The organism is uncultured Helicobacter sp. (assembly GCF_937893305.1).
Lineage (GTDB): Bacteria > Campylobacterota > Campylobacteria > Campylobacterales > Helicobacteraceae > Helicobacter_D.
Window position 1 is genome coordinate 40,601 of record NZ_CALBGN010000011.1, and the last position, 20,695, is coordinate 61,295.

A 20,695-nucleotide genomic window follows, 5' to 3' on the forward strand; every position below is an offset into this window, starting at 1 on the left:
ATCATTTTAAATAAAATCAGTATAAGGTTATAAAATATTACTTCTTAAGCTCTTAAAAGGATATACAATGTTTATCAACAATAAAAACGACATCGTGCATACTAAAGTATATCTAGCTGCAAATCACAAAAGCGAAGATGCACTTAAAAATGAAGAGCAAGAAGACACACAAAAACAACAATGTCAAAATTAAGCAATCTGCAAAACTCATTATGCAAAACAACGCAGATAATTATGGAGCTGTGCAATTTAATATTAATGAAGAACATATAAATCTAATGCCAACAAAAGACAATATTGCGCGCTTGCAAGAAAAGTTTGATGCAAATAATTTTTATCAAAGAGAAGATGGAACATTGCGTTTAAGTGGTAAGGCAGAATCATATATTGGGGGCTGGCTCAAAGAACTTTTGGAAAATATGGGAGCAAATAAAGCTGATATTAATAGAAATGGCAAATTTTCAGGTACAGAACGCACAATGATTTTAAACGGCTATTCCTATAAAGTTGGCGACAAACAACAAGAAGTGATTGGCGAAAGTTTAAGTGTTTATAATGTGTAAAGCTATCAAGCAGAAGAAGATTCTATTCTTTCTAAAACTTTAGATGATTATGTTAATAAATTTATTAGTGCAGATAAAGATTTTATGGATAAAGAAATTAAAAAGCATTTAGATAATCCAAATTTAAGAGGAATGGTAACCACTAAAGAAATGCTCTCTTTTCCTAAAGTGGCTAAGGGTGTAAAAGCAGAATATGATGAGAGATATCAAGGTTATACTTGGCAAGTTAAAGCAGATGATGGAAATATAATTAATTATGGAGAAAGAGATTATGGGGAGGGACATAGATTATTAACGGCTCATTCAAAAACAGGAAGGGACGAACGGGGTCAGCTTCGTCGAGAGTTTAATGACCGCAATTTTCACAATCCTGCTATGAGTATTATACCACAAAATCAAAGCTATACTTGGAGAGTTAAAGCAAATGATGGAAATATTTTAGCCTATGGAAGTAGAAAATACGAATTTGACAATGAAAAAATTCATAGATTGGCAACAACTCATAGTCAAACCGAACGCAATGAAAGAAAGGCGGAAGAGGATAGGCGTGGTCATCCCTATCATCCCGTATTTAACGACCTCAATTTTCGCAAATCCGCCAACGAAAAGATTATACCACAAAATCAAATGCAAGACAAATCCACAAAGGACTTTAAATCAAAATTAAAGAATTTAACACCAAAAAAAGCAAAAAAGAGGCACAAGAAAAAGCAATGGAACTACTTGTAAAATTAAACAAAGCGGAGATATAGAATCCCTAACACCTCAAGAAAAAGCTGTATTAAAAAAATATTTTGCAGGGGAAGTGGAGTAACTAAAAAGCAAAGATGCGGCAACAATCAACAAACATTTAAACAGACCATAGAAGAATTTGTAGAGCAGACTCAGTCAGATTCTAGCTTAGTTTTTCAAACAAAAGTTTAAGAACAAGGCTTATAGCCTTGCGCTTACTTGATCTTTTGGCAAAATCCCTTTCAAGTCATACACAACAACTTTTCCGCGATTGCTAAAATCTAGCGTTTTGAATTTATCGTGTGCCACAGCTAAAATCACGGCTTGATAATCTTCAAGTGCAAATTTACTAAAATCACTTAAAGTTAATCCATATTCGTGTTTGACTTCTTCAGCACTTGCCCAAGGATCATACACATCAACTTGACATTCAAAATCTTTGAGCTCTTTAACAATATCTACAACGCGAGAGTTACGAATATCTGGGCAGTTTTCTTTGAAAGTTACACCCAAAATCGCAACTTTTCCATTAACGATTTGATGAGAGTTTTTTACCATTAATTTAATCACTTTATTTGCAACAACAATTCCCATATTATCATTAATATGACGTCCTGCTAAGATGACTTGAGAATGATAACCTAACGATTCTGCCTTATGTGTAAGATAATAAGGATCTACACTAATACAATGCCCACCAACAAGTCCCGGACGGAAAGGCAAGAAATTCCATTTGCTCCCTGCAGCCTCTAAAACATCAAGTGTATCAATACCAAGTCTATCAAAAATTAACGCAAGCTCATTAACGAAGGCAATGTTAATATCGCGCTGAGAATTTTCAATGACTTTTGCCGCTTCTGCAACCTTAATACTCGACGCTTTGTGTGTGCCAGCAGTGATAATACTAGAATATAACGCATCAACCTCATCGGCAATAGCTGGAGTTGAACCACTAGTTACTTTTTTAATATTAGGCAAGCGGTGTTGTTTATCACCCGGATTAATGCGTTCTGGCGAATAACCACAAAAGAAATCCACATTAAACTTTAATCCGCTCTCACGCTCTAAAATTGGCACACAATCTTCTTCTGTGCAGCCCGGATAAACCGTGCTTTCATAAATTACAATATCGCCTTTGCTTAAAACTTTTCCTACACTCTGTGATGCCTTTTTAAGAGGCGTTAAGTCTGGTTTATTGTAATTATCAATAGGCGTTGGCACAGTTACAATATAAATTTGCGCTTCTTTTAAATCATCTAAATTTGTAGTAAATTGCAAATGTTTTGCTTCTTTTAGCTCATTTTCATCGACTTCTAGCGTGCGATCATAGCCGCTTTTCAGTTCATCAATGCGCTTTTGATAAATATCAAACCCTATTACCTTATAAGTTTTACCAAATTCCACCGCCAAAGGAAGCCCAACATATCCAAGTCCAATAATCGCAAGAGTTTTCATCTCAATCCTTTAAAAATTTTTAAAATTCTATCTAGTTTTGATAAATAAAAAGTAAAGATATTTGCAAAATCAACAAAGACACTTAAATCTAAAGTTGATAATCTTTATTTGTTTTTAAGAAATTTAAAATTATCATATATGAACAAATGCTCATATATTAAGAGTTAATTTTGGATTCCAACTTTAAAAGGATATGCAATGCCAGAACTTGATTCAACCAGAAAAGAAGCTCTAAATAAGATTGCAAACAATCTCCCCAAAGAAGAATTGCTGTATGATTTAGCAGAGTTTTTTAAGATTTTTGGAGATTCATCACGGATTAGAATCCTATCTATTTTGCGCGAAGAAAAGCTATGTGTCAATGAAATTTCTCATCTTTTGCAACTCTCTCCTAGTGCCATCTCTCATCAACTTAGAATTCTGCGTCAAGCACGCCTTGTGCGTTATCAAAAAATCGGAAAAGAAGTGTTTTACAGTCTTGATGACGATCATATTGAAAAGATCCTAAATCAAGGTCTAGAACATATTAAAGAGATGTAAGGAAAAGATATGGAATGTTGTTGTAGTGGTTCTTGCAGTGTAAAATCTACAAACAAAAATTTTGAAAATATTTTGTTTGGTGGAGCGATTTTTGGATTTCTAATTGCACTTGCTGGAGAGTTTGAGCTGTTTGATTTGCCAAAACTTTTGCAAGTTTTGCTATTTGTTGTAAGTTATTTTGCTCTAGGGTATAGAATCTTAAAAAAAGCATTTTTAGGGGCTTTAAGACGCGAATACTTCAATGAAAATAGCCTAATGGTTATTGCAAGTTTGGGCGCATTTTATATTGGAGAAGGTGCTGAAGCTGTTGCGATTTTGCTCTTTTATCGTGTAGGAGAGTTTTTAGAAAATTTAGTTGTAGAAAAATCCAAAAAGCAAATCCGATCTCTTGGGGATTTAAAGGTAGAAAATGCAAGAATTTTACAAGGCGATACGCAAGTGCAAATTTCTCCACAGAGTGTTAAAAAAGATGATATTTTAATTGTTTTTGCAGGAGAAAGAATTTTAGCTGATGGTGTGGTAGTAAAGGGAGATGGAAGCATAGATAATTCTGCACTAAATGGAGAATCTATTCCACAAAGTGTTTGCGTTGGAGATAAGGTGCTATCAGGCGGGATTAATCTTAGTGGAGTTTTACAGATTCAAGCAACACAAAATTATGCGGATTCTACATTTAGCAAGGTTTTAAAACTTATTGAAGAAGGCAACGCGCAAAAAAGCAAAAGTGAAGAATTTATCACAAAATTTGCGCGTTATTACACGCCTATTGTTACGCTACTAGCCTTTTTGGTGGCACTACTCCCGCCACTTTATTTTTGGGTTTTAGGCGGAGACTTTATGCAAGAACTGCAAACTTGGCTGTATCGCGGAATCATTTTTTTAGTGGTTTCTTGTCCTTGTGCGCTTGTTATCTCCATACCTTTAACGCTTTTTGCAGCACTTGGCAGAGCATCAAAAGAAGGGGTTTTAATCAAAGGCTCAAGCTACTTAGAAGCGTTAAATTCTGTGGGTTCTATTGTATTTGATAAAACAGGAACTCTCACAAAAGGCGCATTAATGCTTAAAGAAATACACACAAAAAAACATTATACAAAAGATTATGCTCTAAATCTTGCAAAAGCGTTAGAATCGCATTCTAATCATCCTATTGCAAAGGCGATTTTAAACGCTAAGTGCAATTTAGATCAAGCAATCCTTTTAGACTCCATTAAAGAATATGCCGGAGGCGGAATCTTAGCAAAGTATGAAAATAAAAATTTGGCATTGGGTAATGCGCGCTTTATTGCAGAAATAACAGAACAGCAGATTATGGAATCCAAAAATGCAAAATGTGAGATTTTCTTAGGATTAGAAAAAGAAGTTATCGCTTCTTTTGATTTTGAAGATCTTATCAAAACTGAAGCCAAAGAAGTTGTAGAGGACCTAAAAGGGTTTGAATTATTTATCTTAAGCGGGGATAGAAATTTAGTTACACAAGCTGTGGCACAAGAAGTTGGAATCGCAAATTATTTTGCTCCTTTATTGCCAGCAGATAAAGTGAAACATTTAAAAGAAATTCTAACAAGCAGCAAAAATACAAATAAAAAGGTTATTTTTGTAGGTGATGGGATTAATGACGCGCCTTCTTTAGCACTAAGTGATATTGGAATCGCTATGGGAAATGGCAGTGATGTTGCATTAGAAGGTGCAGATATTGTGATTATGCACAATGACTTAAAAAAGATTCCATTTATTCTAAAGCTTGCAAAAAAAACACGCTTAATTTTGTGGCAAAACATTATCTTTGCTTTAGGAGCAAAGGTGGCAATTATGATATTTGGCGTATTTGGAATCGCAAATTTATGGATTGCACTTTTTGGAGATGTGGGTGTGGCACTCTTAGCCTTGCTTAATGCAATGCGCGCAATCCGCTAATTCTTAATGATTTCAAAATGAGCAAAAATGAGTTTGAAATCTAAAATGATTTTATATAATTGCATAATATTTTTGTAAGGTGGCACAATGCAATTTAGCTTTATTGATTTATTTGCTGGAGTGGGTGGATTCCACTTGGCATTAGCAACTACGGGGGGGGGGGGGGGGTAAAATGCCACAAAATGCGTATTTGCAAGTGAGATAGATTCTAACGCACAAATAACCTATACGCAAAACTTCCCAAAAACACCGCTTTATGGCGATATTACACAAAATTCTATACAAGCTTGTATCCCCAAAGATTTTGATATTTTATGTGCTGGTTTTCCTTGCCAAGCCTTTAGTATAGCGGGCTTCCAAAAGGGCTTTGAAGACACGCGAGGGACACTCTTTTTTGAAATTGCAAAAATTGCTCAAATACACAAGCCCAAAGTGCTGTTTTTAGAAAATGTCAAAAATCTAAAAAACCACGACAAAGGCAAGACTTTTGCAGTGATTAAAAACACTTTAGAATCTATGGACTATATCGTATATGATTCCATACTAAACACCGCTACACACGCAAATATTCCACAAAATAGAGAAAGAATTTTTATCATAGCTTTTCATAAAGATAAAGTGAAAAATCACGCAGATTTTAGCTTCCCAAGCCCTATAAAACTTACAAAAACCATACATAATTGTATAGACTACACAAAACAAGATGATAGTTTTTACTACACGCCAAAGAGTAAATATTATGCGTGGCTAGAAAAAGAAGTAATAAAACAAGATAGTATTTATCAGCTAAGGCGTATTTATATACGAGAGAATAAAAGTAAGCTTTGCCCAACGCTAACCGAAAATATGGGCAATAAATAAATTTGAGTTATAATAAAACGCAAAAAATTATAAAAGGCAAGGATTGCTATGAGTCAAAAACACCAAAACTATAAACTTTTAAATCTTTTAGGCTATGGTTTAGCAAAATTTGACAATGAGTTTATAAAAGAATTTAATTGCAATACAAAAACAGAATTTTTTAATCTTTTTATGAATCTAGGTATTGTTAAAACAGCAAGTGTTGTAAAAAATAGAATGGATTTGTTTGACCATTTTTTTCCCAATCATCGTAAAGGGTGGTGGCAAAAGGGCAATGCCTACATTCATAGAAAATATTTTATAGATTCTTTATTTGGCAATGAAGATGTAAAGGGATTTGCCAATGTAATAAAACTTATATTAAGTAAAGAATATAGTATTGATTTAAGCTATAAACCTAATCCTATTTTAGAAAGTAAATTTAAAAAAATGCAAAGCACGGGGTTAGAAGCTGAAATGTTTTTCTTACATAACTATCATCAAATTGAATGTCTTAAGAATGGGCAATGTATAGATGCTAGAATATATGGAGATGGATATGATTTTTTTATTCAAGCAAAAAATGACTATTTATGTGAAATTAAAGGTTTAAGGGGACACAATGGGAGCATTAGACTTACTCAAAATGAATATTATAAAGCACGAGAATTTAAAGATTTTTATTTGTTAGTAATTGTTGTAAATTTAGATAATATACCACAATTTAAAAGCTTTAATAATCCAATTAACAATTTATTATTTACAGAGAGAATATTAAAACAAAAAGAACTTAAAGAGTATCATTTGAAACTATCTTTTCCCACCACGAGATGAAGTATTTACCCTAACAACGCCAAATAAAGAAAACTTACAAGCAAAGCTTTGCCAAGATAACGCAAAAGCACTGATGAGTAATCCAAACACAGATTTAGCAAAATGGCTTTTGCAAACTGCCTTGCGTTATAAAGAAGGAGAGCTTGCAAGGTATGAAAAAATGCTAGAGCTTGGCTTTGATAGTGTGATTATCACAAAGCATTCACAATCACATTCTGCACGATTGCACTTTAGCATAGATATTATGCCACTTGATAGCTATGAGAAGTTTATATCTTAATGCTTTTTGCCGATGATTTAAGCAGGTATTTGAGTAAGGGGATTGTGTGATTTTGTTTGCATAATGATAAAAAATGATTCTATAAGTTTGCTATAATAGTGGGTTTAATCTCAAAAAAGAGTTACCAAAACCGTCAAAATAAGAGTATAAAATGACTTTCGCAAAAGAAAAAGACTTACAAAACGAAATTGCAAATAATCAAAACTTGCAAAGAGATATTTGCGCAGCACTTGATGTGGATTTTTATCAAACAAGATTATTTCAACATCATATAGACAGAAAAACCTCTTTTCTACATCATCTCAAGGGCAAAAATCTTACTTACAAACGCTACACAAAAAGCCCTTTGCGTTATGGTGGCGGTAAATCTTTAGCGGTTGGCTTAATCTTAGAGCAAATCCCTAGCAACACAAAAAGGTTTATCAGCCCATTTATTGGTGGTGGGAGTGTGGAAGTAGCAGTGGCTTTAGAGCTTGATATTGAAGTTTTAGCTTTTGATATATTTGATATTTTAGTGAATTTTTGGCAGGTTTTATGCAAGGATTCTCACGCACTTTATAAGGAGCTTTTAAAGCTTGAACCTACAAAATAAAATTATGCAACAATCAAAAAAGAGTTAAGTTTATTTTGGAATGAAAGGCATAAAAATGCTAAGAATAAACCTAAGATAGAGCTAGATTCTTTAACTCTTGCAAGGGATTATTATTTTAATTTTATCTAAGCTATGGACCTTGATTTTTGGGCTGGATGAGTAAAATCTATGAAGATAAAAATCGCTATTTAAAAGCCTTAGAGAAAATTAGAGATTTTAAAACGCAGAATCTTAAAGTAGAAATGGCGAGTTTTGAAGCAGTGTTTGAAATGTATCCTAACGATTTTTTCTATTGCGACCCGCCGTATTTTTTGGAAGGAGATTCTAAAATGTTTAAAGGAATTTATCCTATGCGAAATTTCCCTATTCATCACAATAACTTTAATCACGAGCTTTTGAGCGAATGTCTTAAAAATCATAAGGGCAAATTTATCTTAAGCTATAATGATTGTGAATTTGTGCGAGAAGTCTATAAGGATTTTAAAATTTTAGAGCCAAAATGGCAATACACAATGGGACAAGGTGAAACAAGAATAGGTAAAAATCGTATCGAAAGAGGTGATACGGACAATACAAAGCAAAGCCACGAGCTTTTGATTATAAAGGAGTGAAAATGAGAATAGAGCAAGTCAAAACTGCATTTAAAATCGCTGATGTGGAATTTGTGGATGGAAGTACAAAACTTAATTTTAATTATTTAAAAGATTTAAAAAATGAAAATGGCAAGGCACTGCCACAAAAGATTCTAAGTGAGAATGTTGCTAGAGTGTATCTCATCGTAGTAGATGGAGAAATTAAAAAAATCGGTGGAAGTGGGGCAGCAGGCGGAATCAAAAGCACTTTAGAGATTTATAGAGATGGTGGAGTAAAAGGGCGACCAGCTGTAAGAAGTTTTGGTGTGTGGTATTTTCTCTATCACACGATTTTGCAGGGTAAAAAGATTGAATTTTATATGATATACCAAGAGAATTTTGAAAAAGAAGTGAAAGGTTTATTTGGGCTGAAAAAAGTTAAAAATGTATCTATTTCTTATAAATTTATAGAGCAGTGTTGCGTGGAAGATTATCTAAGTATTGAAAACGAACATCCAGAATGGAATGTTGGGGAACAAGGAGCAGACTGGCCACTTGAGATAAAAAACCAACACTCCGAGCTTCAGGCTAACGCACAAAGCAGAGAAAAGAAAATCAAGCGTAAGGAAGTGAGATTAGATAGATAACACAAAGTTGATAAAGAATCCTATGTTATTCTGCGTGATAGAATTTTTTATATCTACAAAACAAGTAATTTATGCGTATTTTTGCAAGACTATTAAGGCTTATAATAAGGGCTAAGATTCTAATAGCTCTAGCATTTATGGCATTTGCAAATGTGGCGTTTGCTGATAGTGGGAGTTTGCACAAGTTTTTTAAGAAAAACAATGTGAGTAAAGATATGCAAGAGTGTATCAAAGAGCAATGTGATGAGAAAAATTTTAAGGATAACTTCAAGGATTTAAGCGATAGAGCAAATCTATAAGCTTGAAGTGGCGCGGATTGATTGTTTGGTGCAAACCTTAGGCGATGGCTCAACACAAAGCATTCTACTCGCACTAAATTATGGCTATGATGAGTATGATAGGTTTTTAAACAAATACTACAAACTCTACCACGCTAAAGTCAAAAAGAAAAGCAAAACCACGCAAACAGGGGCTTTCTCCCACGAGCCAAATTTGGGGCAAGACACACTGCTAGAAGAGCAAAGAGTGTGGCTCAAGCTCCGCGATAGCTATGAGGCATACATACAAAAACACCACGCACATATCTATGATATAAATAGCGGTGGCACGACACATAGCATTGCTGCAAGTAGTGCAAGGTTAAAATTTTTAAAAATGCGTGTGAATGAGCTTATTTATGCGTTATCTTAGAATGACAACAAATCGCTCCATAGAGTTTGATAGTATGCTTAGATGAAAGAAGCCAGTAGAGATATACAAGTATTCATTCAAGGTAGCTTCTAAGTAGATATGCCTATTTCTTTTTGCATATCTACAAAGCCTAAACGCGTTAAGTAACAACCTACATTATTTGCGTGTTTTTCCTGCAATGATAAATCTTAACGCATTTAGCTTGATAAAGCCCTCGGCGTCTTTTTGATTATATACAGAATCTTCTTCAAAGGTGCTATATGCTGCATTAAAAAGTGAGTTTTTAGATTCTCTACCAAGAATTGTAACATTGCCCTTGTAAAGCTCTAAACGCACGATTCCTTCAACTTTTTCTTGTGTTTTATCAATTAATGCTTGCAAGGCTTCTCTCTCTGGACTAAACCAATACCCATTATAAATCAAACTTGCATATTTTGGCATAATCTCATCTTTTAAGTGTGCTTCTTCTCTATCAAGACATAAAGATTCTATGGCGCGATGTGCTTTAAGATAAATTGTTCCACCCGGAGTCTCATAACAACCGCGCGATTTCATTCCTACATAACGATTTTCAACTAAATCTAAGCGTCCAATTCCATTTTCTCCCGCTAATTTATTAAGCTTCTCCCAAAAGTTTGCAGGACTTAATTTTTCTCCATTAATTGCGATTCCATCTCCATTTTTAAACTCAATTGTAAGAATCGTTGGTGTATCTGGGGCGTTTTTGGGAGAAACACTCCAACGCCACATATCTTCTTCTGGGGCAACACTAGGATCTTCTAAAATCTGTCCTTCATAACTAATATGCAAAAGGTTCGCATCCATTGAATAAGGTGATTTATTTGCCTTTTTCTCAATAGGGATTCCAGCATTTTCAGCATAGGCAAGCAATTTTTCACGGCTGTTTAAATCCCACTCTCTCCAAGGAGCAATCACTTTAATATCTGGATTTAACGCATAAGCTCCAATTTCAAAACGCACTTGATCGTTTCCTTTGCCTGTTGCTCCGTGTGAGATTGCATCTGCTCCTACCTGTTTAGCAATCTCCACCAAGCGTTTTGCAATTAATGGACGCGCGATACTTGTCCCAAGTAAATATTCTCCCTCATAAATTGTATTTGCCCTAAACATAGGGAACACGAAATCACGGATAAATTCTTCTCTTAAATCCTCAATAAAAATATTTTCAGGCTTGATACCAAGCTTTTGCGCCTTTGCTCTTGCAGGCTCTACTTCTTCTCCTTGTCCAATATCAGCAGTAAAAGTTACCACCTCACAACCATAAGTATCACCAAGCCATTTTAAAATCACGCTCGTGTCCAATCCGCCACTATATGCTAGTACAACTTTTTTAAAGTTTTTTTGCATTGTAAATCTCCTGTGTAAATATCAAGCGCATTATACCCTTAGACAAATTAATATTATTTTAGCTAGAATGCCACAAAGAATAAGGACAAAAATGAGAGTAGATAAATTTTTAAATGCAGTCAATATCGTAAAAAGGCGCGCAATTGCGCAAGATATGATTGAAAATGGTGTTGTGAAAATTGCGGGCACAAGCGTAAAGGCAAGTCGCGATGTTAAAGTTGGAGATATTATAGAAATTGCCTTTTTAGAAAAATCAAAATTCTATCAAGTTTTACAAATTCCAGAACAAAAAACCATTAAGAAAAATGAATCGTATTTATATTACAAGGAAGTGCAACAATGATTTATTGTGCAGGAAGAATTGAAAACTTTGCTTTTGCAAAAAGCATAGGTGTAGGATTAGTAGAATCTGCTATTTCTTTAACGCGCTCAATCCTATATGATAAACCTAATGAAATCGTTTTTGTTGGCACTTGCGGAAACTATGATGTCACACAACCCTTGCTAGAAGTTTTTGAAACAACTAGTGCTTGTAATATTGAACTCTCTTTTTTACAAGGGCAATCCTACACGCCTTTAGACAATTTTTTAACCAATGTTTCACGTGAAACAATGCAAAAAGTTGTTAATTCTAGCAACTATATTAGCACAGATTCCAGCCTTGCAGAAAAAATGGTAAAACTTGGAATCTCCTATGAAAATATGGAGTTTTTTAGCGTGTTGCAGGTTGCACAAACTTTTGAATTACCTGCTATTGGAATCTTTTGCAGCACAAATCATATTCATAAAGATGCACAAAAAGAATTTTTTGCCAATCACAAAGAAGCAATGCAAAAGTTAGAATCCTATATCAAAAACAAATTAGATTCCACATTAGGCACATAAATGCAAGAAAATATTTTTAACTATTCTCTAAAAGAGCTTGGAGCAATCCTAGAAAATGCAGGCTTTCAAAAGTTTCGTGCCAAGCAAATTTACCATTGGCTTTATGTCCGTTATGTAGAAGAGTTTGAAAAAATGGACAATCTTCCAAATCATCTTAAATCTTATCTAAGCGAAACTTTTACCACCACAAGCGCAAAGATTTGCAAAGAAGAAAAAAGTCTTGATGGGAGTGTAAAATATCTACTTCAAACGCAAGACAATCTAACTTATGAAGCAGTGTTTTTAAAAATGAAAGAGGATAAATTTACTCTTTGTCTATCTTCTCAAGTAGGTTGTAAAGTGGGTTGTAGCTTTTGCTTAACAGCCAAAGGCGGGTTTGTGCGCAATCTTAGCGCAGGAGAAATTGTTTATCAAGTCCTAGCCATTAAAAAAGCACAAAATATTCCACACAATAAGGCTATTAATATTGTATATATGGGGATGGGAGAACCATTAGATAATTTAGACAATGTTGCAAGCGCAATTCAAATTCTTGCTGAACTTGATGGATTGAGCATTTCTACACGCCGTCAAACAATTTCTACAAGTGGAATCGCACCAAAAATAAAAAAACTAGGTGCGCTCAATCTTGGCGTGCAACTTGCAATCTCTTTACACGCTGTTGATGATCAACTAAGAACAGAGCTTATGCCTATCAATAAGGCTTATAATATCCAAGCAATCATTGATGAGGTGGCACAATTCCCTATTGATAGTCGCAAAAGAGTAATGTTTGAATATCTAGTTATTGACGGCTTAAATGATGGCTTAGATAGCGCGAAAAAACTTGTAGCATTGCTTAATAAACTAAAAGCTAAGGTTAATTTGATTTATTTTAATCCCCACGAAGGCAGCATTTACAAAAGACCAAGCACAGAAAAGATGGAATCCTTTAGAGAATTTTTACTAAAAAAAGGGCTTTTATGCACTATTAGAGAATCAAAAGGCTTAGACATCAGCGCAGCTTGCGGACAACTAAGAGAACGCACTATGACAAAAAAGGAAGCATAATGGGGATTTTAGACATTGTTTTAATTGTATTTCTAACATTTGTTTTTATCATTGGCATGGGAGCATTTTTATATTATGCATACAAGAAATAAGCTTATAAAATCATAGTAAAATTCTTCGTCTATTTTTAAAGAAAGGAATAAAAAATGGCAGAAAAAACTCTCGTAAAAAAAATTATAACGACCGCATTAATATTTGGCATTTGCTCTTATGCAAAACCTATTGATTTTACCTACAACACATACAAAATGGAAAATGAAAAACAAAAATTGTTTGTATCAAAAAATAATGAAGGTATTTTATATGCAGGTTCATTTGACTTTGGAAGATGTGAAAATAAAAAAGATGGAATCACACAACCTCTAAAAAATGGTGAATTGAAATGTAAAAATGCATCCTTAAAAGTTAAAAATGGAGAAATTATTGGAATCCTAAAAAATGGTAAATTTCAACATTTAAATTTGAAACTTGAACAATCCTTTAAAACACAAGAACAAATTGCTAACTTAACTCATACAGTAAAATCCAACAATAGCGCAACTATTACAACAAAATTTCAATGTTCTAAAGATCCAACCATACAAAAGATATTAGAAAAAATGTATGGTGTAAAATTCAATTGTAAAAATGGAATTTCAGAGATTAATGAAATGGCAAAAAAATCATTGCTAAAGAATGCAGAAACTATTGACACAATTCTTTCTTCTAGTGCTTTTGAAAAACAAAGTAGCGATTTTTTATATTACTTTGATGAAGAATTTCTAAGTTTTAATACTTACACTTACATATACACGGGCGGAGCACATGGTAATCACACAAGAATTGGAATTACAATATCAAAAGATGGAAATATCATTCCATTAGCCGATATTCTAACTCCATACAACAAACCACTCAAAGATTTTCTATGGAAAGAATATCAAAAATTCACACAAGAAATGCATAGCGAACCACTAATAAAATATGAAGATTTCAATGTCTCCAATTCTATTTTATTAGATTATGGAGAAGTTTTATTTCTTTATCAGCCTTATGAAATTATGCCTTATTCCTATGGAGTGATTACGCTTAAGATTCCATTTAATACCTTTTTAGCAATTACGAAAATCCAAAGCTTTCCATTAGAACTCACCAAAAAGCAATATATTAAATAATTATAGGGAATTCACTAATTCCCTTAAAATCCAAGCTCTTTATACAAAGAGATTGCATATCTATCTGTCATAGATGCAATATAATCTGCACACACACGATGTGTTTTTTCTCCACTAGCAATGCGTTCTTGTAAATCTTTTGGGAGCAAGCTAGTGTCATCGTTAAAACATTCATAAAGCTTATGCACACAGCGTTTTCCCATAAACATTTTTCTAGCAATTTCTTCGTGGCGATAGAGTGTTTTAAACAAAATCTTTTTTAAGATTTTAATCTCTTTATTCATTTCTTTTGTATGCGCAATAGGCAAAGAAGTTTCTGCTAGATACTCAAAACATTTAGGACTTTCTTGGTTAAAACTAGTAGTATTATCTAAAATATCATAAACAAGCACAGTAATCAAACGCGAAGTAAAACGATGTCTAAAAATAGATTCCTTTTGTGTGATTTTCTCTTGTTGTTTTACATATTCTATTGCTTGATTAACAAGGCAGCTATCCTTTAATGTTTCAAAAGTAATCAATCCATATTTAATCCCATCATCAATATCGTGACTAAGATACGCAATTTCATCAGATAAATCTACAAGAATTGCTTCTAAACTTGGATGAAATTCTAGCCTAAAAACTTCTTTAATCTTTGCATTTAAAAAGGGCTTTTCATAAGGATAAGAATGCTTTAAAATTCCTTCTAATGTCGCAAATGTAAGATTTAATCCATCAAAATCTTTATAACGCTTCTCTAGTTTTGTAACCACACGAAACGATTGAAAATTATGCTCAAATCCATTGCTATACCCATATTTACGCATAATTCTATCTAATTCATCGCCCCCAGCGTGTCCAAAGGGCGTGTGCCCCAAGTCGTGCGCTAGAGCAATGGCTTCTGCTAATTCTGCATTTAATCCTAAATGTGTAGCTAAGGTGCGTGCAATCTGACTCACTTCTAAAGAGTGTGTTAAACGCGTGCGAAAATAATCTCCACTATGATTTAAAAACACTTGTGTTTTATACTCTAAACGCCTAAAATACGAACTATGAATAATTCTATCTCTGTCTCTACTAAAGGGACTCCTAAAGTCTGGATTTGCCAAATAAAAGCGTTGCGCTACAAATTCCATATTTTGCCTTTTTTGTGTTATTTTAGCAATTTTGCGTTAAGATTTGCAAAGTTTTTTAAAAGGGATTATTATGCAAGTTTTTAATAATGATTTTTTTTATGTTCTATGTAAGCCTTTTGGAGAATACCAAACAAATTGTTATTTAGCCATCAATAAAGCTACACAAGAAGCTTTAATTATTGATCCGGGCATTGGAGCAAGCTCGTGGGTGATTGACACACTTCAAAGCACACATTCCACTCCTCTTGCGATTTTAAACACGCACGGACATTTTGACCATGTATGGAGCAATGCAGAGCTTTTAGAATTTTTTCCACATATTCCTTTACTTTGCCCTTATGAAGATGCCTTTATGCTAGCAAATGATTGCTTTAGCACAGGGCTACCAAACTCTATTCCAACACTTTTAGTTGGCGCAAAAGATTTTGATAAAATTTGTGAAAAAACCTCCAATACAGAAAATTTAGAGCGTAAAAATATTTTTAATTATGGGGATTTTATCATCACTTTTATCTGTTATCCCGGACATACACCCGGTTGTAGCGTTATTATCATTTACCACAAAGATCACAAAAAAGATTCCACATTCTCTAATGCAGATTTACAACATCTTTCTAGTGGCAATAAGGTAATGTTTAGTGGAGATTTTGTTTTTAATCGTTCCATTGGGAGAAGCGATTTTCCTTATTCATCACACATAGTAATGAAAGCAAGTTTGGAGAAGTTTTTAACCCTACAAGAGAATATGCTTGTTTTACCCGGACACGGAGATGCTACAAGCGTTTTACAAGAGCAAAACAATATCCCCTTTTGGCTCCCACGCCTTTAGTGTTTGTTTTCATAAAGCATAAATTTAAAGCGTTGCGCTATCATTTGCGCACGCTCTAAAATTTGTTTTGCAACGCTTTCACAAAAAACTTCTTTTAAACTCTCATCAAATAATTCTAGCCATATTTCAAAATATTCTCTAGGAAATGGTGGCAAGTCCAAATGCGCTTTTAAAGGCACACCAGAATAATCGCCTTCTCCTAGCAACATTCCTTGCCAAAAATTAGCAATCTTACGCTTATGTATCTCCCACGCTTCATCATTTCTGCCAATGACACTATTAAAAATCTCTCCTACACCGTTCTTATCGGTGCGAATTTTTGCATAAAAAATATTCATTAAAATATCAATAGCTTCTTTACAAATCACATCAAATTTTTGCATTCTATCTCCTTAATAAAAACTCCATTGGTGGCTTTTTTATAAATTTTTGCAATATTATCTAAAACATTATGTTTAAAAGTTGATAATAGTTAAGTTTTTAGATAAAATAGGCTCAAACAAAAGGAGAAAAAATGGAAGAGTATTTTAAACTACTTTATAATATAGGCTATAAACGATTTTTCAACAAAGATGAAATCCTATTTTTTGAAGGAGAAATCCCAAAAAAACTTTTTGTTTTATTAAGTGGAAAAGTTAGAATCTATAAAACAACGCAACCCGCTAAAGATATAGCCCCTAGAGAAAAAACGCTCCATTACATCAGTGCGCCAAATTTTCTAGCAGAAATGCCAAGTTTTTTAGAACAGCCATTTCCTGCAAGTGCAATTTGCATTAAAAATTGCGAAGTTTTAGAAATAGATCTTGAAACTTTTCAAAGACAATGCGCCAAAAATCCAATCTTTTCTCAACAGCTCATCGCTTCACTTTGTCAAAAAATCAAAATCCTAGAAGCTTCTATTGCGCAATCTCATCTAAACTTAAAAGAAAAATTAATGTCTTTTTTACAAGATAATGAACAAAATCTAAATACACTCACCCAACGCAAAATCGCAAAACATCTTAGCACAAGCCCAGAATCTCTTTCGCGCACGATTAGAGAGCTAAAGACACAAGGCAGAATCGAAACAAAAAAGGGGAAAATTATCTTAAAATAGACCCTAAAAACTATTTTGAAAGAGAATTGTTAGCGCATCAAATGCGCTTAAAAACTCCCTTTTAAAATGTAGCATAATCGCCGGCACAATCACAATAAGCACCGCAAAGGCAATAGCAATTTTTACAGGAAATCCAATAGCTAGCAAGTTAAATTGTGGATGTGCTTTCATAATCATTCCAAAAATAATATCACTTAATAAAATTAATGCAATAATAGGAAAAGACATTGTAAGACCAATTACAAATAAATGAGAAAAAGATTTGATAATATATTCAATATAGTTTTGAGAATACATAAATCCACCCAATGGAATCTCTCTAACACTTTCTCCCACAAAATAAAAAAAGAGATGATGATAATCAAGCCCTAGCATAATCAAAAGCGCAAGAAGCGTTAAAAGCTGTCCGACAATAGGTTTTTGTGCTCCAGTTACAGGATCATAAGCATTTGCGATTGTTAATCCCATAGCAAAAGAGATTAACTCCCCACCAAAAGAAATCATACCAAACACAATTTGCAATGCCATAGAAGCAAGAAATCCCAATAAAATCTCTGAAAGCCCAGCTACAATAAAACGCAAAATTGTCCAATCTGATGGCGGAACAACATCAAGAAGTGGAATAAAAAAAATCGTTAAAAAGAAAATCAAAGCACCTTTTAACTGTGCAGTAATAAGCTGATTTTCAAAAAAAGGAAAAAATGCGATAATTCCTGCAAAACGCAAAAGCAAAAGCAAAAAATTTGCAACATTACCTTCTGTTAAGTACGCTAAAAGTTCCATAGCTCCACCAAATTAAACCTTATTCAAGCGCGTTTAATGTGGTATTCTCAAGCCGATAAGCATACATTGCCTTTTTGGCTAAAATTGGATCATGTGTTGCAAAAACTAGTAAAGATTGCGTAAGTTGCACATAATCAAAAAGAAGCTGCATAACACTAAATGCCGTTTCTCTATCTAAATTTCCCGTAGGTTCATCTGCAAAAATGATTTTTGGACGCTTTGTTAAAATTCTAGCAATAGACAAGCGTTGTTGCTGACCTCCACTTAGAGTGCCTACACTTTGGGATAAAATTTCAGAGATTCCAAAAAGACTTAAAATTTCTTCATCAATTTTTTCTCCACTTAATAATGATGCAACTTCTAAATTCTCTTGCGCACTAAATCCAGAAAAGAGATAATGGGACTGAAAAATGATTCCAATGTCATTACGACGAAGTTCTAGTAGTTTATTTGCAGAAAGCGTGTAGATCTCATTATCAAAGATCCTAACTTCACCGCTTTTAGGCTTTAAAAAGCTTGAGAGAATGTGCAAAAGCGTGCTTTTACCGCTTCCGCTAACTCCCATAACAGAAAGAATCTCTCCAGCCCTTAATTCCAAAGAGACTTTTTCTAAAATCTGTCGTTCATAGCCAAAAGAGAGATTTTTAGCTACTAACATAGGCTAACTAGCCAAGTTGCGCAGCAACTTCATCTGCGAAATTGCATTCTTGTTTTTCAATACCTTCACCAAGTTCAAAACGCACATATTCTACAACTTCAATGCAATCATTAAGTTCTTTTGATTTTTCTGCTAGCACTTGTGCGATTGTTTTTTTATCATCCATTACAAAGAATTGACCAAGCAGCGTTAATCTCTGATCTAAAATTGTAGAATCTGCTTTAAAGCGTTCAATTTGACCCGGAAGAATTTTGTCCCAAATTGCCTCAGGTTTGCCCTGCGCTTTAAGCTCTGCTTTTAGGGCTTCTTCCTGTTTTGCTAAGATTTCATCTGTTAGCTCTAGCTGGCTAATATATTGTGGAATCTTATGCAGTGGCTTACCAAGTCTTTTTAGTTCTTCATTTTCTTTTTCAAGTTCTGCAATAATTGCTGTCTTTTCAGCCTCTACAAAACCTTTATCAAAAGAATGATAAGAAATTACTTGTGGCTTCATTGCTGCTGCGTGCATACAAAGGTTCTTTGTAAGATCTGCCAATTTTGTAGCATTTGCTTCATTTTGACATTTAAGAGCAATAATAACACCCACGCGTCCATTTGAATGCACATAAGCATTGACGATTCCGCTTCCTTGTGCTTCTACTTTTGCGATTCTTCTTACGACAATATTTTCACCAATTTTCGCAATTTGTGTTTTTAAATATTCTTCAAATTTTGCACCATCAAGTTCTAAAGAGTGCAACTCTTCAGCAGTTGAAATATTAGAATCCTGCACCATTGCAATAGTTTTTGCACTCAACTCTTTAAAGCCATCATTTTTTGCAACAAAGTCCGTTTCAGAGTTAATCTCTGCCATACTTGCCTTTTTAAAATCGCTTGAAACTTGAATGCTAATTGCACCTTCAGCTGCAACTCTATCTGCCTTTTTTGCAGCCTTGCTTAAGCCCTTTTCTCTTAGATATTCTACAGCCTTTTCTAAATCGCCACCAACTTCCACAAGAGCTTTTTTACAATCCATCATTCCCGCATCTGTCATATCACGGAGCTGTTTTACTAATTGCGCGCTAATTTCTGCCATAAGTTCTCCTTATTCTGCACTTTGGGCATTTTGTGCGAAGTCTTCTTCGCTCATTGCTTCTTCAATCACTTCTTGTTTTTCTTCTTCACTTGCAGGTGCAACTTCTTCAGAACTTGCAACAACTTCACCACCGGCAATCGCACGCCCTTCAGTGATAGCTTCTGCCATTTCTTTGCAGAAAAGCTGGATAGAACGGATTGCATCATCATTTCCCGGAATTGGATAATCCACTGCATCAGGATCACAATTTGTATCAAGTGGTGCAACAACAGGGATTCCAAGTCTTCTAGCTTCCGCAACAGCAATTTTTTCTTTTGCTGCATCAATCACAAAAATCATATCTGGAGCTTTTTTAAGATGACGCACACCGCCAAGATATTGTGTTAATTTTTCTTTTTTGCGCAAAATCATTAATTTTTCTTTTTTTGTTAAAAGATCAATTTGTCCGCTAGATTCCATTTCTTCAATGATTTCAAGCCTTCGGATAGATTTTTTAATTGTTGAGAAGTTTGTTAGCATTCCACCAAGCCAACGATAATTTACATACGGAGCTTGCACGCTTTCTGCATACTGCTTTAGCGTCTCACTTGCTTGCTTTTTTGTCCCTACAAACATAATTGTTTTGCCCTCTGCTGCTGCATCACGCACGATATTGTAAGTGTAGCGGAAATAACGCAAAGTTTTTTGCAAGTCAATAATATGAATATTTTTTCTTACACCAAAAATATATTTTTTCATTTTTGGATTCCATCTTCTTGTTTGATGTCCAAAATGCACACCACATTCCAAAAGATCTTTCATTGTTACCATAGTTTTCTCCTATTTATGTTTTGGTTTTCCCTCCACGCTCCATAACGCAAATGCGCAACCTAACTAGGATTAGCGTGTGTGAGTTGATAAAATAAAAGGCGATTATTTTACTGAAAGTTTCTTTAAGTTTAGCTAAATTTAAAGAAAGAATAGGGTTACTCCCCCCTCCCCCTATGTCCTAAATCTGTAATATACTCTGCAAGTTGTTTG

At 34.1% G+C, this 20,695-nt stretch carries 24 protein-coding genes and 2 pseudogenes; 18 read left to right on the forward strand and 8 right to left on the reverse strand.

Annotated features, from left to right (window positions below; genetic code table 11):
* The first annotated feature begins 67 nt into the window (after positions 1-67).
* The 3 genes from Q0358_RS01860 (at position 68) to Q0358_RS01870 (ending at position 1,292) form a co-directional block, all read left to right on the forward strand.
* Positions 68-193: a hypothetical protein gene (locus tag Q0358_RS01860; protein WP_299546431.1), complete on the forward strand. Its 126-nt coding sequence runs from the start codon at positions 68-70 to the stop codon at positions 191-193.
* Positions 150-563 carry a hypothetical protein gene (locus Q0358_RS01865; RefSeq protein ID WP_299546433.1) on the forward strand — a complete coding sequence of 138 codons (414 nt, stop codon included), beginning with the start codon at positions 150-152 and terminating at the stop codon, positions 561-563. Before Q0358_RS01860 ends, Q0358_RS01865 begins: the two co-directional genes overlap by 44 nt.
* A gap of 84 nt (positions 564-647) precedes the next feature.
* Positions 648-1,292: a hypothetical protein gene (locus Q0358_RS01870; RefSeq protein ID WP_299546435.1), complete on the forward strand. Its 645-nt coding sequence runs from the start codon at positions 648-650 to the stop codon at positions 1,290-1,292.
* A 204-nt stretch (positions 1,293-1,496) separates the two neighbouring features.
* Here Q0358_RS01870 and tviB read toward each other — a convergent pair whose 3' ends face one another.
* Positions 1,497-2,750 carry a Vi polysaccharide biosynthesis UDP-N-acetylglucosamine C-6 dehydrogenase TviB gene (gene tviB / locus Q0358_RS01875; protein ID WP_299546437.1) on the reverse strand — a complete coding sequence of 418 codons (1,254 nt, stop codon included), beginning with the start codon at positions 2,748-2,750 and terminating at the stop codon, positions 1,497-1,499.
* Positions 2,751-2,948: 198 nt separating this feature from the next.
* Here tviB and Q0358_RS01880 point away from each other — a divergent pair, with 198 nt between their 5' ends.
* The 9 genes and pseudogenes from Q0358_RS01880 to Q0358_RS01920 all read left to right on the forward strand — a co-directional run bounded on the left by Q0358_RS01880 (position 2,949) and on the right by Q0358_RS01920 (position 9,659).
* Positions 2,949-3,290 carry a metalloregulator ArsR/SmtB family transcription factor gene (locus Q0358_RS01880; RefSeq protein WP_299546439.1) on the forward strand — a complete coding sequence of 114 codons (342 nt, stop codon included), beginning with the start codon at positions 2,949-2,951 and terminating at the stop codon, positions 3,288-3,290.
* A gap of 9 nt (positions 3,291-3,299) precedes the next feature.
* Positions 3,300-5,204, forward strand: a complete 1,905-nt coding sequence (locus Q0358_RS01885) for a heavy metal translocating P-type ATPase (RefSeq protein ID WP_299546441.1) — start codon at positions 3,300-3,302, stop codon at positions 5,202-5,204.
* A 189-nt stretch (positions 5,205-5,393) separates the two neighbouring features.
* A pseudogene (gene dcm, locus Q0358_RS01890) lies at positions 5,394-6,065 on the forward strand (DNA (cytosine-5-)-methyltransferase); the annotation flags it as partial.
* Between the two features lie 48 nt (positions 6,066-6,113).
* Entirely contained in the window at positions 6,114-6,878 is a 765-nt protein-coding gene (locus Q0358_RS01895) for a DUF3883 domain-containing protein (protein WP_299546443.1), read from the forward strand.
* A gap of 73 nt (positions 6,879-6,951) precedes the next feature.
* On the forward strand, positions 6,952-7,158 hold the full coding sequence (locus Q0358_RS01900; RefSeq protein WP_299546445.1) for a hypothetical protein: 207 nt from the start codon (positions 6,952-6,954) through the stop codon (positions 7,156-7,158).
* Between the two features lie 271 nt (positions 7,159-7,429).
* Positions 7,430-8,361, forward strand: a pseudogene (locus tag Q0358_RS01905) (DNA adenine methylase).
* Between the two features lie 2 nt (positions 8,362-8,363).
* A complete protein-coding gene (locus Q0358_RS01910) occupies positions 8,364-8,969 on the forward strand; it encodes a type II restriction endonuclease (protein WP_299546447.1) in 606 nt (201 codons plus the stop codon).
* Positions 8,970-9,106: 137 nt separating this feature from the next.
* Positions 9,107-9,268, forward strand: a complete 162-nt coding sequence (locus Q0358_RS01915; RefSeq protein WP_299546449.1) for a hypothetical protein — start codon at positions 9,107-9,109, stop codon at positions 9,266-9,268.
* 7 nt (positions 9,269-9,275) lie between these two features.
* A complete protein-coding gene (locus tag Q0358_RS01920) occupies positions 9,276-9,659 on the forward strand; it encodes a lysozyme inhibitor LprI family protein (RefSeq protein WP_299546451.1) in 384 nt (127 codons plus the stop codon).
* A gap of 156 nt (positions 9,660-9,815) precedes the next feature.
* On the opposite strand, the gene Q0358_RS01925 is transcribed toward Q0358_RS01920, so the two are convergent.
* Complete coding sequence (locus Q0358_RS01925) at positions 9,816-11,027, reverse strand: argininosuccinate synthase (protein WP_299546453.1); 1,212 nt, start codon at positions 11,025-11,027, stop codon at positions 9,816-9,818.
* A 91-nt stretch (positions 11,028-11,118) separates the two neighbouring features.
* On the opposite strand from Q0358_RS01925, the gene Q0358_RS01930 reads away from it, so the two are divergent.
* The 4 genes from Q0358_RS01930 to Q0358_RS01945 all read left to right on the forward strand — a co-directional run bounded on the left by Q0358_RS01930 (position 11,119) and on the right by Q0358_RS01945 (position 14,116).
* Positions 11,119-11,370, forward strand: a complete 252-nt coding sequence (locus Q0358_RS01930; protein ID WP_299546455.1) for an RNA-binding S4 domain-containing protein — start codon at positions 11,119-11,121, stop codon at positions 11,368-11,370.
* A complete protein-coding gene (locus Q0358_RS01935; protein ID WP_299546457.1) occupies positions 11,367-11,912 on the forward strand; it encodes a purine-nucleoside phosphorylase in 546 nt (181 codons plus the stop codon). Before Q0358_RS01930 ends, Q0358_RS01935 begins: the two co-directional genes overlap by 4 nt.
* On the forward strand, positions 11,913-12,962 hold the full coding sequence (gene rlmN / locus Q0358_RS01940) for a 23S rRNA (adenine(2503)-C(2))-methyltransferase RlmN (RefSeq protein WP_299546459.1): 1,050 nt from the start codon (positions 11,913-11,915) through the stop codon (positions 12,960-12,962). It begins immediately after the preceding gene.
* 146 nt (positions 12,963-13,108) lie between these two features.
* The gene (locus Q0358_RS01945) at positions 13,109-14,116 is read left to right on the forward strand and encodes a DUF3298 and DUF4163 domain-containing protein (RefSeq protein WP_299546461.1); all 1,008 of its coding nucleotides are present in this window, start codon (positions 13,109-13,111) and stop codon (positions 14,114-14,116) included.
* 23 nt (positions 14,117-14,139) lie between these two features.
* On the opposite strand, the gene Q0358_RS01950 is transcribed toward Q0358_RS01945, so the two are convergent.
* Positions 14,140-15,234, reverse strand: coding sequence for a deoxyguanosinetriphosphate triphosphohydrolase (locus tag Q0358_RS01950; RefSeq protein ID WP_299546463.1), 1,095 nt, complete (start codon positions 15,232-15,234; stop codon positions 14,140-14,142).
* A 70-nt stretch (positions 15,235-15,304) separates the two neighbouring features.
* On the opposite strand from Q0358_RS01950, the gene Q0358_RS01955 reads away from it, so the two are divergent.
* Positions 15,305-16,063 (forward strand): MBL fold metallo-hydrolase, encoded by a 759-nt coding sequence (locus Q0358_RS01955; RefSeq protein ID WP_299546465.1) that lies wholly within the window; start codon positions 15,305-15,307, stop codon positions 16,061-16,063.
* On the opposite strand, the gene Q0358_RS01960 is transcribed toward Q0358_RS01955, so the two are convergent.
* On the reverse strand, positions 16,060-16,446 hold the full coding sequence (locus Q0358_RS01960; protein WP_299546467.1) for a group III truncated hemoglobin: 387 nt from the start codon (positions 16,444-16,446) through the stop codon (positions 16,060-16,062). The genes Q0358_RS01955 and Q0358_RS01960 overlap by 4 nt on opposite strands.
* Positions 16,447-16,577: 131 nt before the next feature.
* On the opposite strand from Q0358_RS01960, the gene Q0358_RS01965 reads away from it, so the two are divergent.
* Entirely contained in the window at positions 16,578-17,159 is a 582-nt protein-coding gene (locus Q0358_RS01965) for a Crp/Fnr family transcriptional regulator (RefSeq protein ID WP_299546469.1), read from the forward strand.
* A 3-nt stretch (positions 17,160-17,162) separates the two neighbouring features.
* Here the strand turns inward: Q0358_RS01965 and fliR are convergent, their stop codons facing one another.
* Genes fliR through rpsB form a run of 4 tightly spaced genes read right to left on the reverse strand, consistent with a single transcriptional unit; the run spans position 17,163 to position 20,485 of the window.
* Positions 17,163-17,942 carry a flagellar biosynthetic protein FliR gene (fliR, locus tag Q0358_RS01970; protein WP_299546471.1) on the reverse strand — a complete coding sequence of 260 codons (780 nt, stop codon included), beginning with the start codon at positions 17,940-17,942 and terminating at the stop codon, positions 17,163-17,165.
* Between the two features lie 19 nt (positions 17,943-17,961).
* Positions 17,962-18,600: an ABC transporter ATP-binding protein gene (locus tag Q0358_RS01975; protein WP_299546473.1), complete on the reverse strand. Its 639-nt coding sequence runs from the start codon at positions 18,598-18,600 to the stop codon at positions 17,962-17,964.
* A gap of 7 nt (positions 18,601-18,607) precedes the next feature.
* Positions 18,608-19,675 (reverse strand): translation elongation factor Ts, encoded by a 1,068-nt coding sequence (gene tsf / locus Q0358_RS01980; protein WP_299546475.1) that lies wholly within the window; start codon positions 19,673-19,675, stop codon positions 18,608-18,610.
* A 9-nt stretch (positions 19,676-19,684) separates the two neighbouring features.
* The gene (rpsB, locus tag Q0358_RS01985) at positions 19,685-20,485 is read right to left on the reverse strand and encodes a 30S ribosomal protein S2 (protein WP_299546477.1); all 801 of its coding nucleotides are present in this window, start codon (positions 20,483-20,485) and stop codon (positions 19,685-19,687) included.
* Between the last annotated feature and the right edge of the window lie 210 nt (positions 20,486-20,695).

Excerpts from the sequence above, each read along its gene's own strand:
- Q0358_RS01935 (WP_299546457.1), top strand. The coding sequence starts at position 11,367 with ATGATTTATTGTGCAGGAAGAATTGAAAACTTTGCTTTTGCAAAAAGC.
- tviB (WP_299546437.1), bottom strand. The coding sequence starts at position 2,750 with ATGAAAACTCTTGCGATTATTGGACTTGGATATGTTGGGCTTCCTTTG.
- Q0358_RS01950 (WP_299546463.1), bottom strand. The coding sequence starts at position 15,234 with ATGGAATTTGTAGCGCAACGCTTTTATTTGGCAAATCCAGACTTTAGG.
- Q0358_RS01925 (WP_299546453.1), bottom strand. The coding sequence starts at position 11,027 with ATGCAAAAAAACTTTAAAAAAGTTGTACTAGCATATAGTGGCGGATTG.
- Q0358_RS01880 (WP_299546439.1), top strand. The coding sequence starts at position 2,949 with ATGCCAGAACTTGATTCAACCAGAAAAGAAGCTCTAAATAAGATTGCA.
- Q0358_RS01870 (WP_299546435.1), top strand. The coding sequence starts at position 648 with ATGGATAAAGAAATTAAAAAGCATTTAGATAATCCAAATTTAAGAGGA.
- Q0358_RS01930 (WP_299546455.1), top strand. The coding sequence starts at position 11,119 with ATGAGAGTAGATAAATTTTTAAATGCAGTCAATATCGTAAAAAGGCGC.
- Q0358_RS01915 (WP_299546449.1), top strand. The coding sequence starts at position 9,107 with ATGGCATTTGCAAATGTGGCGTTTGCTGATAGTGGGAGTTTGCACAAG.
- Q0358_RS01975 (WP_299546473.1), bottom strand. The coding sequence starts at position 18,600 with ATGTTAGTAGCTAAAAATCTCTCTTTTGGCTATGAACGACAGATTTTA.
- Q0358_RS01865 (WP_299546433.1), top strand. The coding sequence starts at position 150 with ATGAAGAGCAAGAAGACACACAAAAACAACAATGTCAAAATTAAGCAA.
- Q0358_RS01885 (WP_299546441.1), top strand. The coding sequence starts at position 3,300 with ATGGAATGTTGTTGTAGTGGTTCTTGCAGTGTAAAATCTACAAACAAA.
- Q0358_RS01945 (WP_299546461.1), top strand. The coding sequence starts at position 13,109 with ATGGCAGAAAAAACTCTCGTAAAAAAAATTATAACGACCGCATTAATA.
- rlmN (WP_299546459.1), top strand. The coding sequence starts at position 11,913 with ATGCAAGAAAATATTTTTAACTATTCTCTAAAAGAGCTTGGAGCAATC.
- Q0358_RS01955 (WP_299546465.1), top strand. The coding sequence starts at position 15,305 with ATGCAAGTTTTTAATAATGATTTTTTTTATGTTCTATGTAAGCCTTTT.
- rpsB (WP_299546477.1), bottom strand. The coding sequence starts at position 20,485 with ATGGTAACAATGAAAGATCTTTTGGAATGTGGTGTGCATTTTGGACAT.
- tsf (WP_299546475.1), bottom strand. The coding sequence starts at position 19,675 with ATGGCAGAAATTAGCGCGCAATTAGTAAAACAGCTCCGTGATATGACA.
- Q0358_RS01910 (WP_299546447.1), top strand. The coding sequence starts at position 8,364 with ATGAGAATAGAGCAAGTCAAAACTGCATTTAAAATCGCTGATGTGGAA.
- fliR (WP_299546471.1), bottom strand. The coding sequence starts at position 17,942 with ATGGAACTTTTAGCGTACTTAACAGAAGGTAATGTTGCAAATTTTTTG.
- Q0358_RS01900 (WP_299546445.1), top strand. The coding sequence starts at position 6,952 with ATGAGTAATCCAAACACAGATTTAGCAAAATGGCTTTTGCAAACTGCC.
- Q0358_RS01960 (WP_299546467.1), bottom strand. The coding sequence starts at position 16,446 with ATGCAAAAATTTGATGTGATTTGTAAAGAAGCTATTGATATTTTAATG.
- Q0358_RS01965 (WP_299546469.1), top strand. The coding sequence starts at position 16,578 with ATGGAAGAGTATTTTAAACTACTTTATAATATAGGCTATAAACGATTT.
- Q0358_RS01895 (WP_299546443.1), top strand. The coding sequence starts at position 6,114 with ATGAGTCAAAAACACCAAAACTATAAACTTTTAAATCTTTTAGGCTAT.
- Q0358_RS01860 (WP_299546431.1), top strand. The coding sequence starts at position 68 with ATGTTTATCAACAATAAAAACGACATCGTGCATACTAAAGTATATCTA.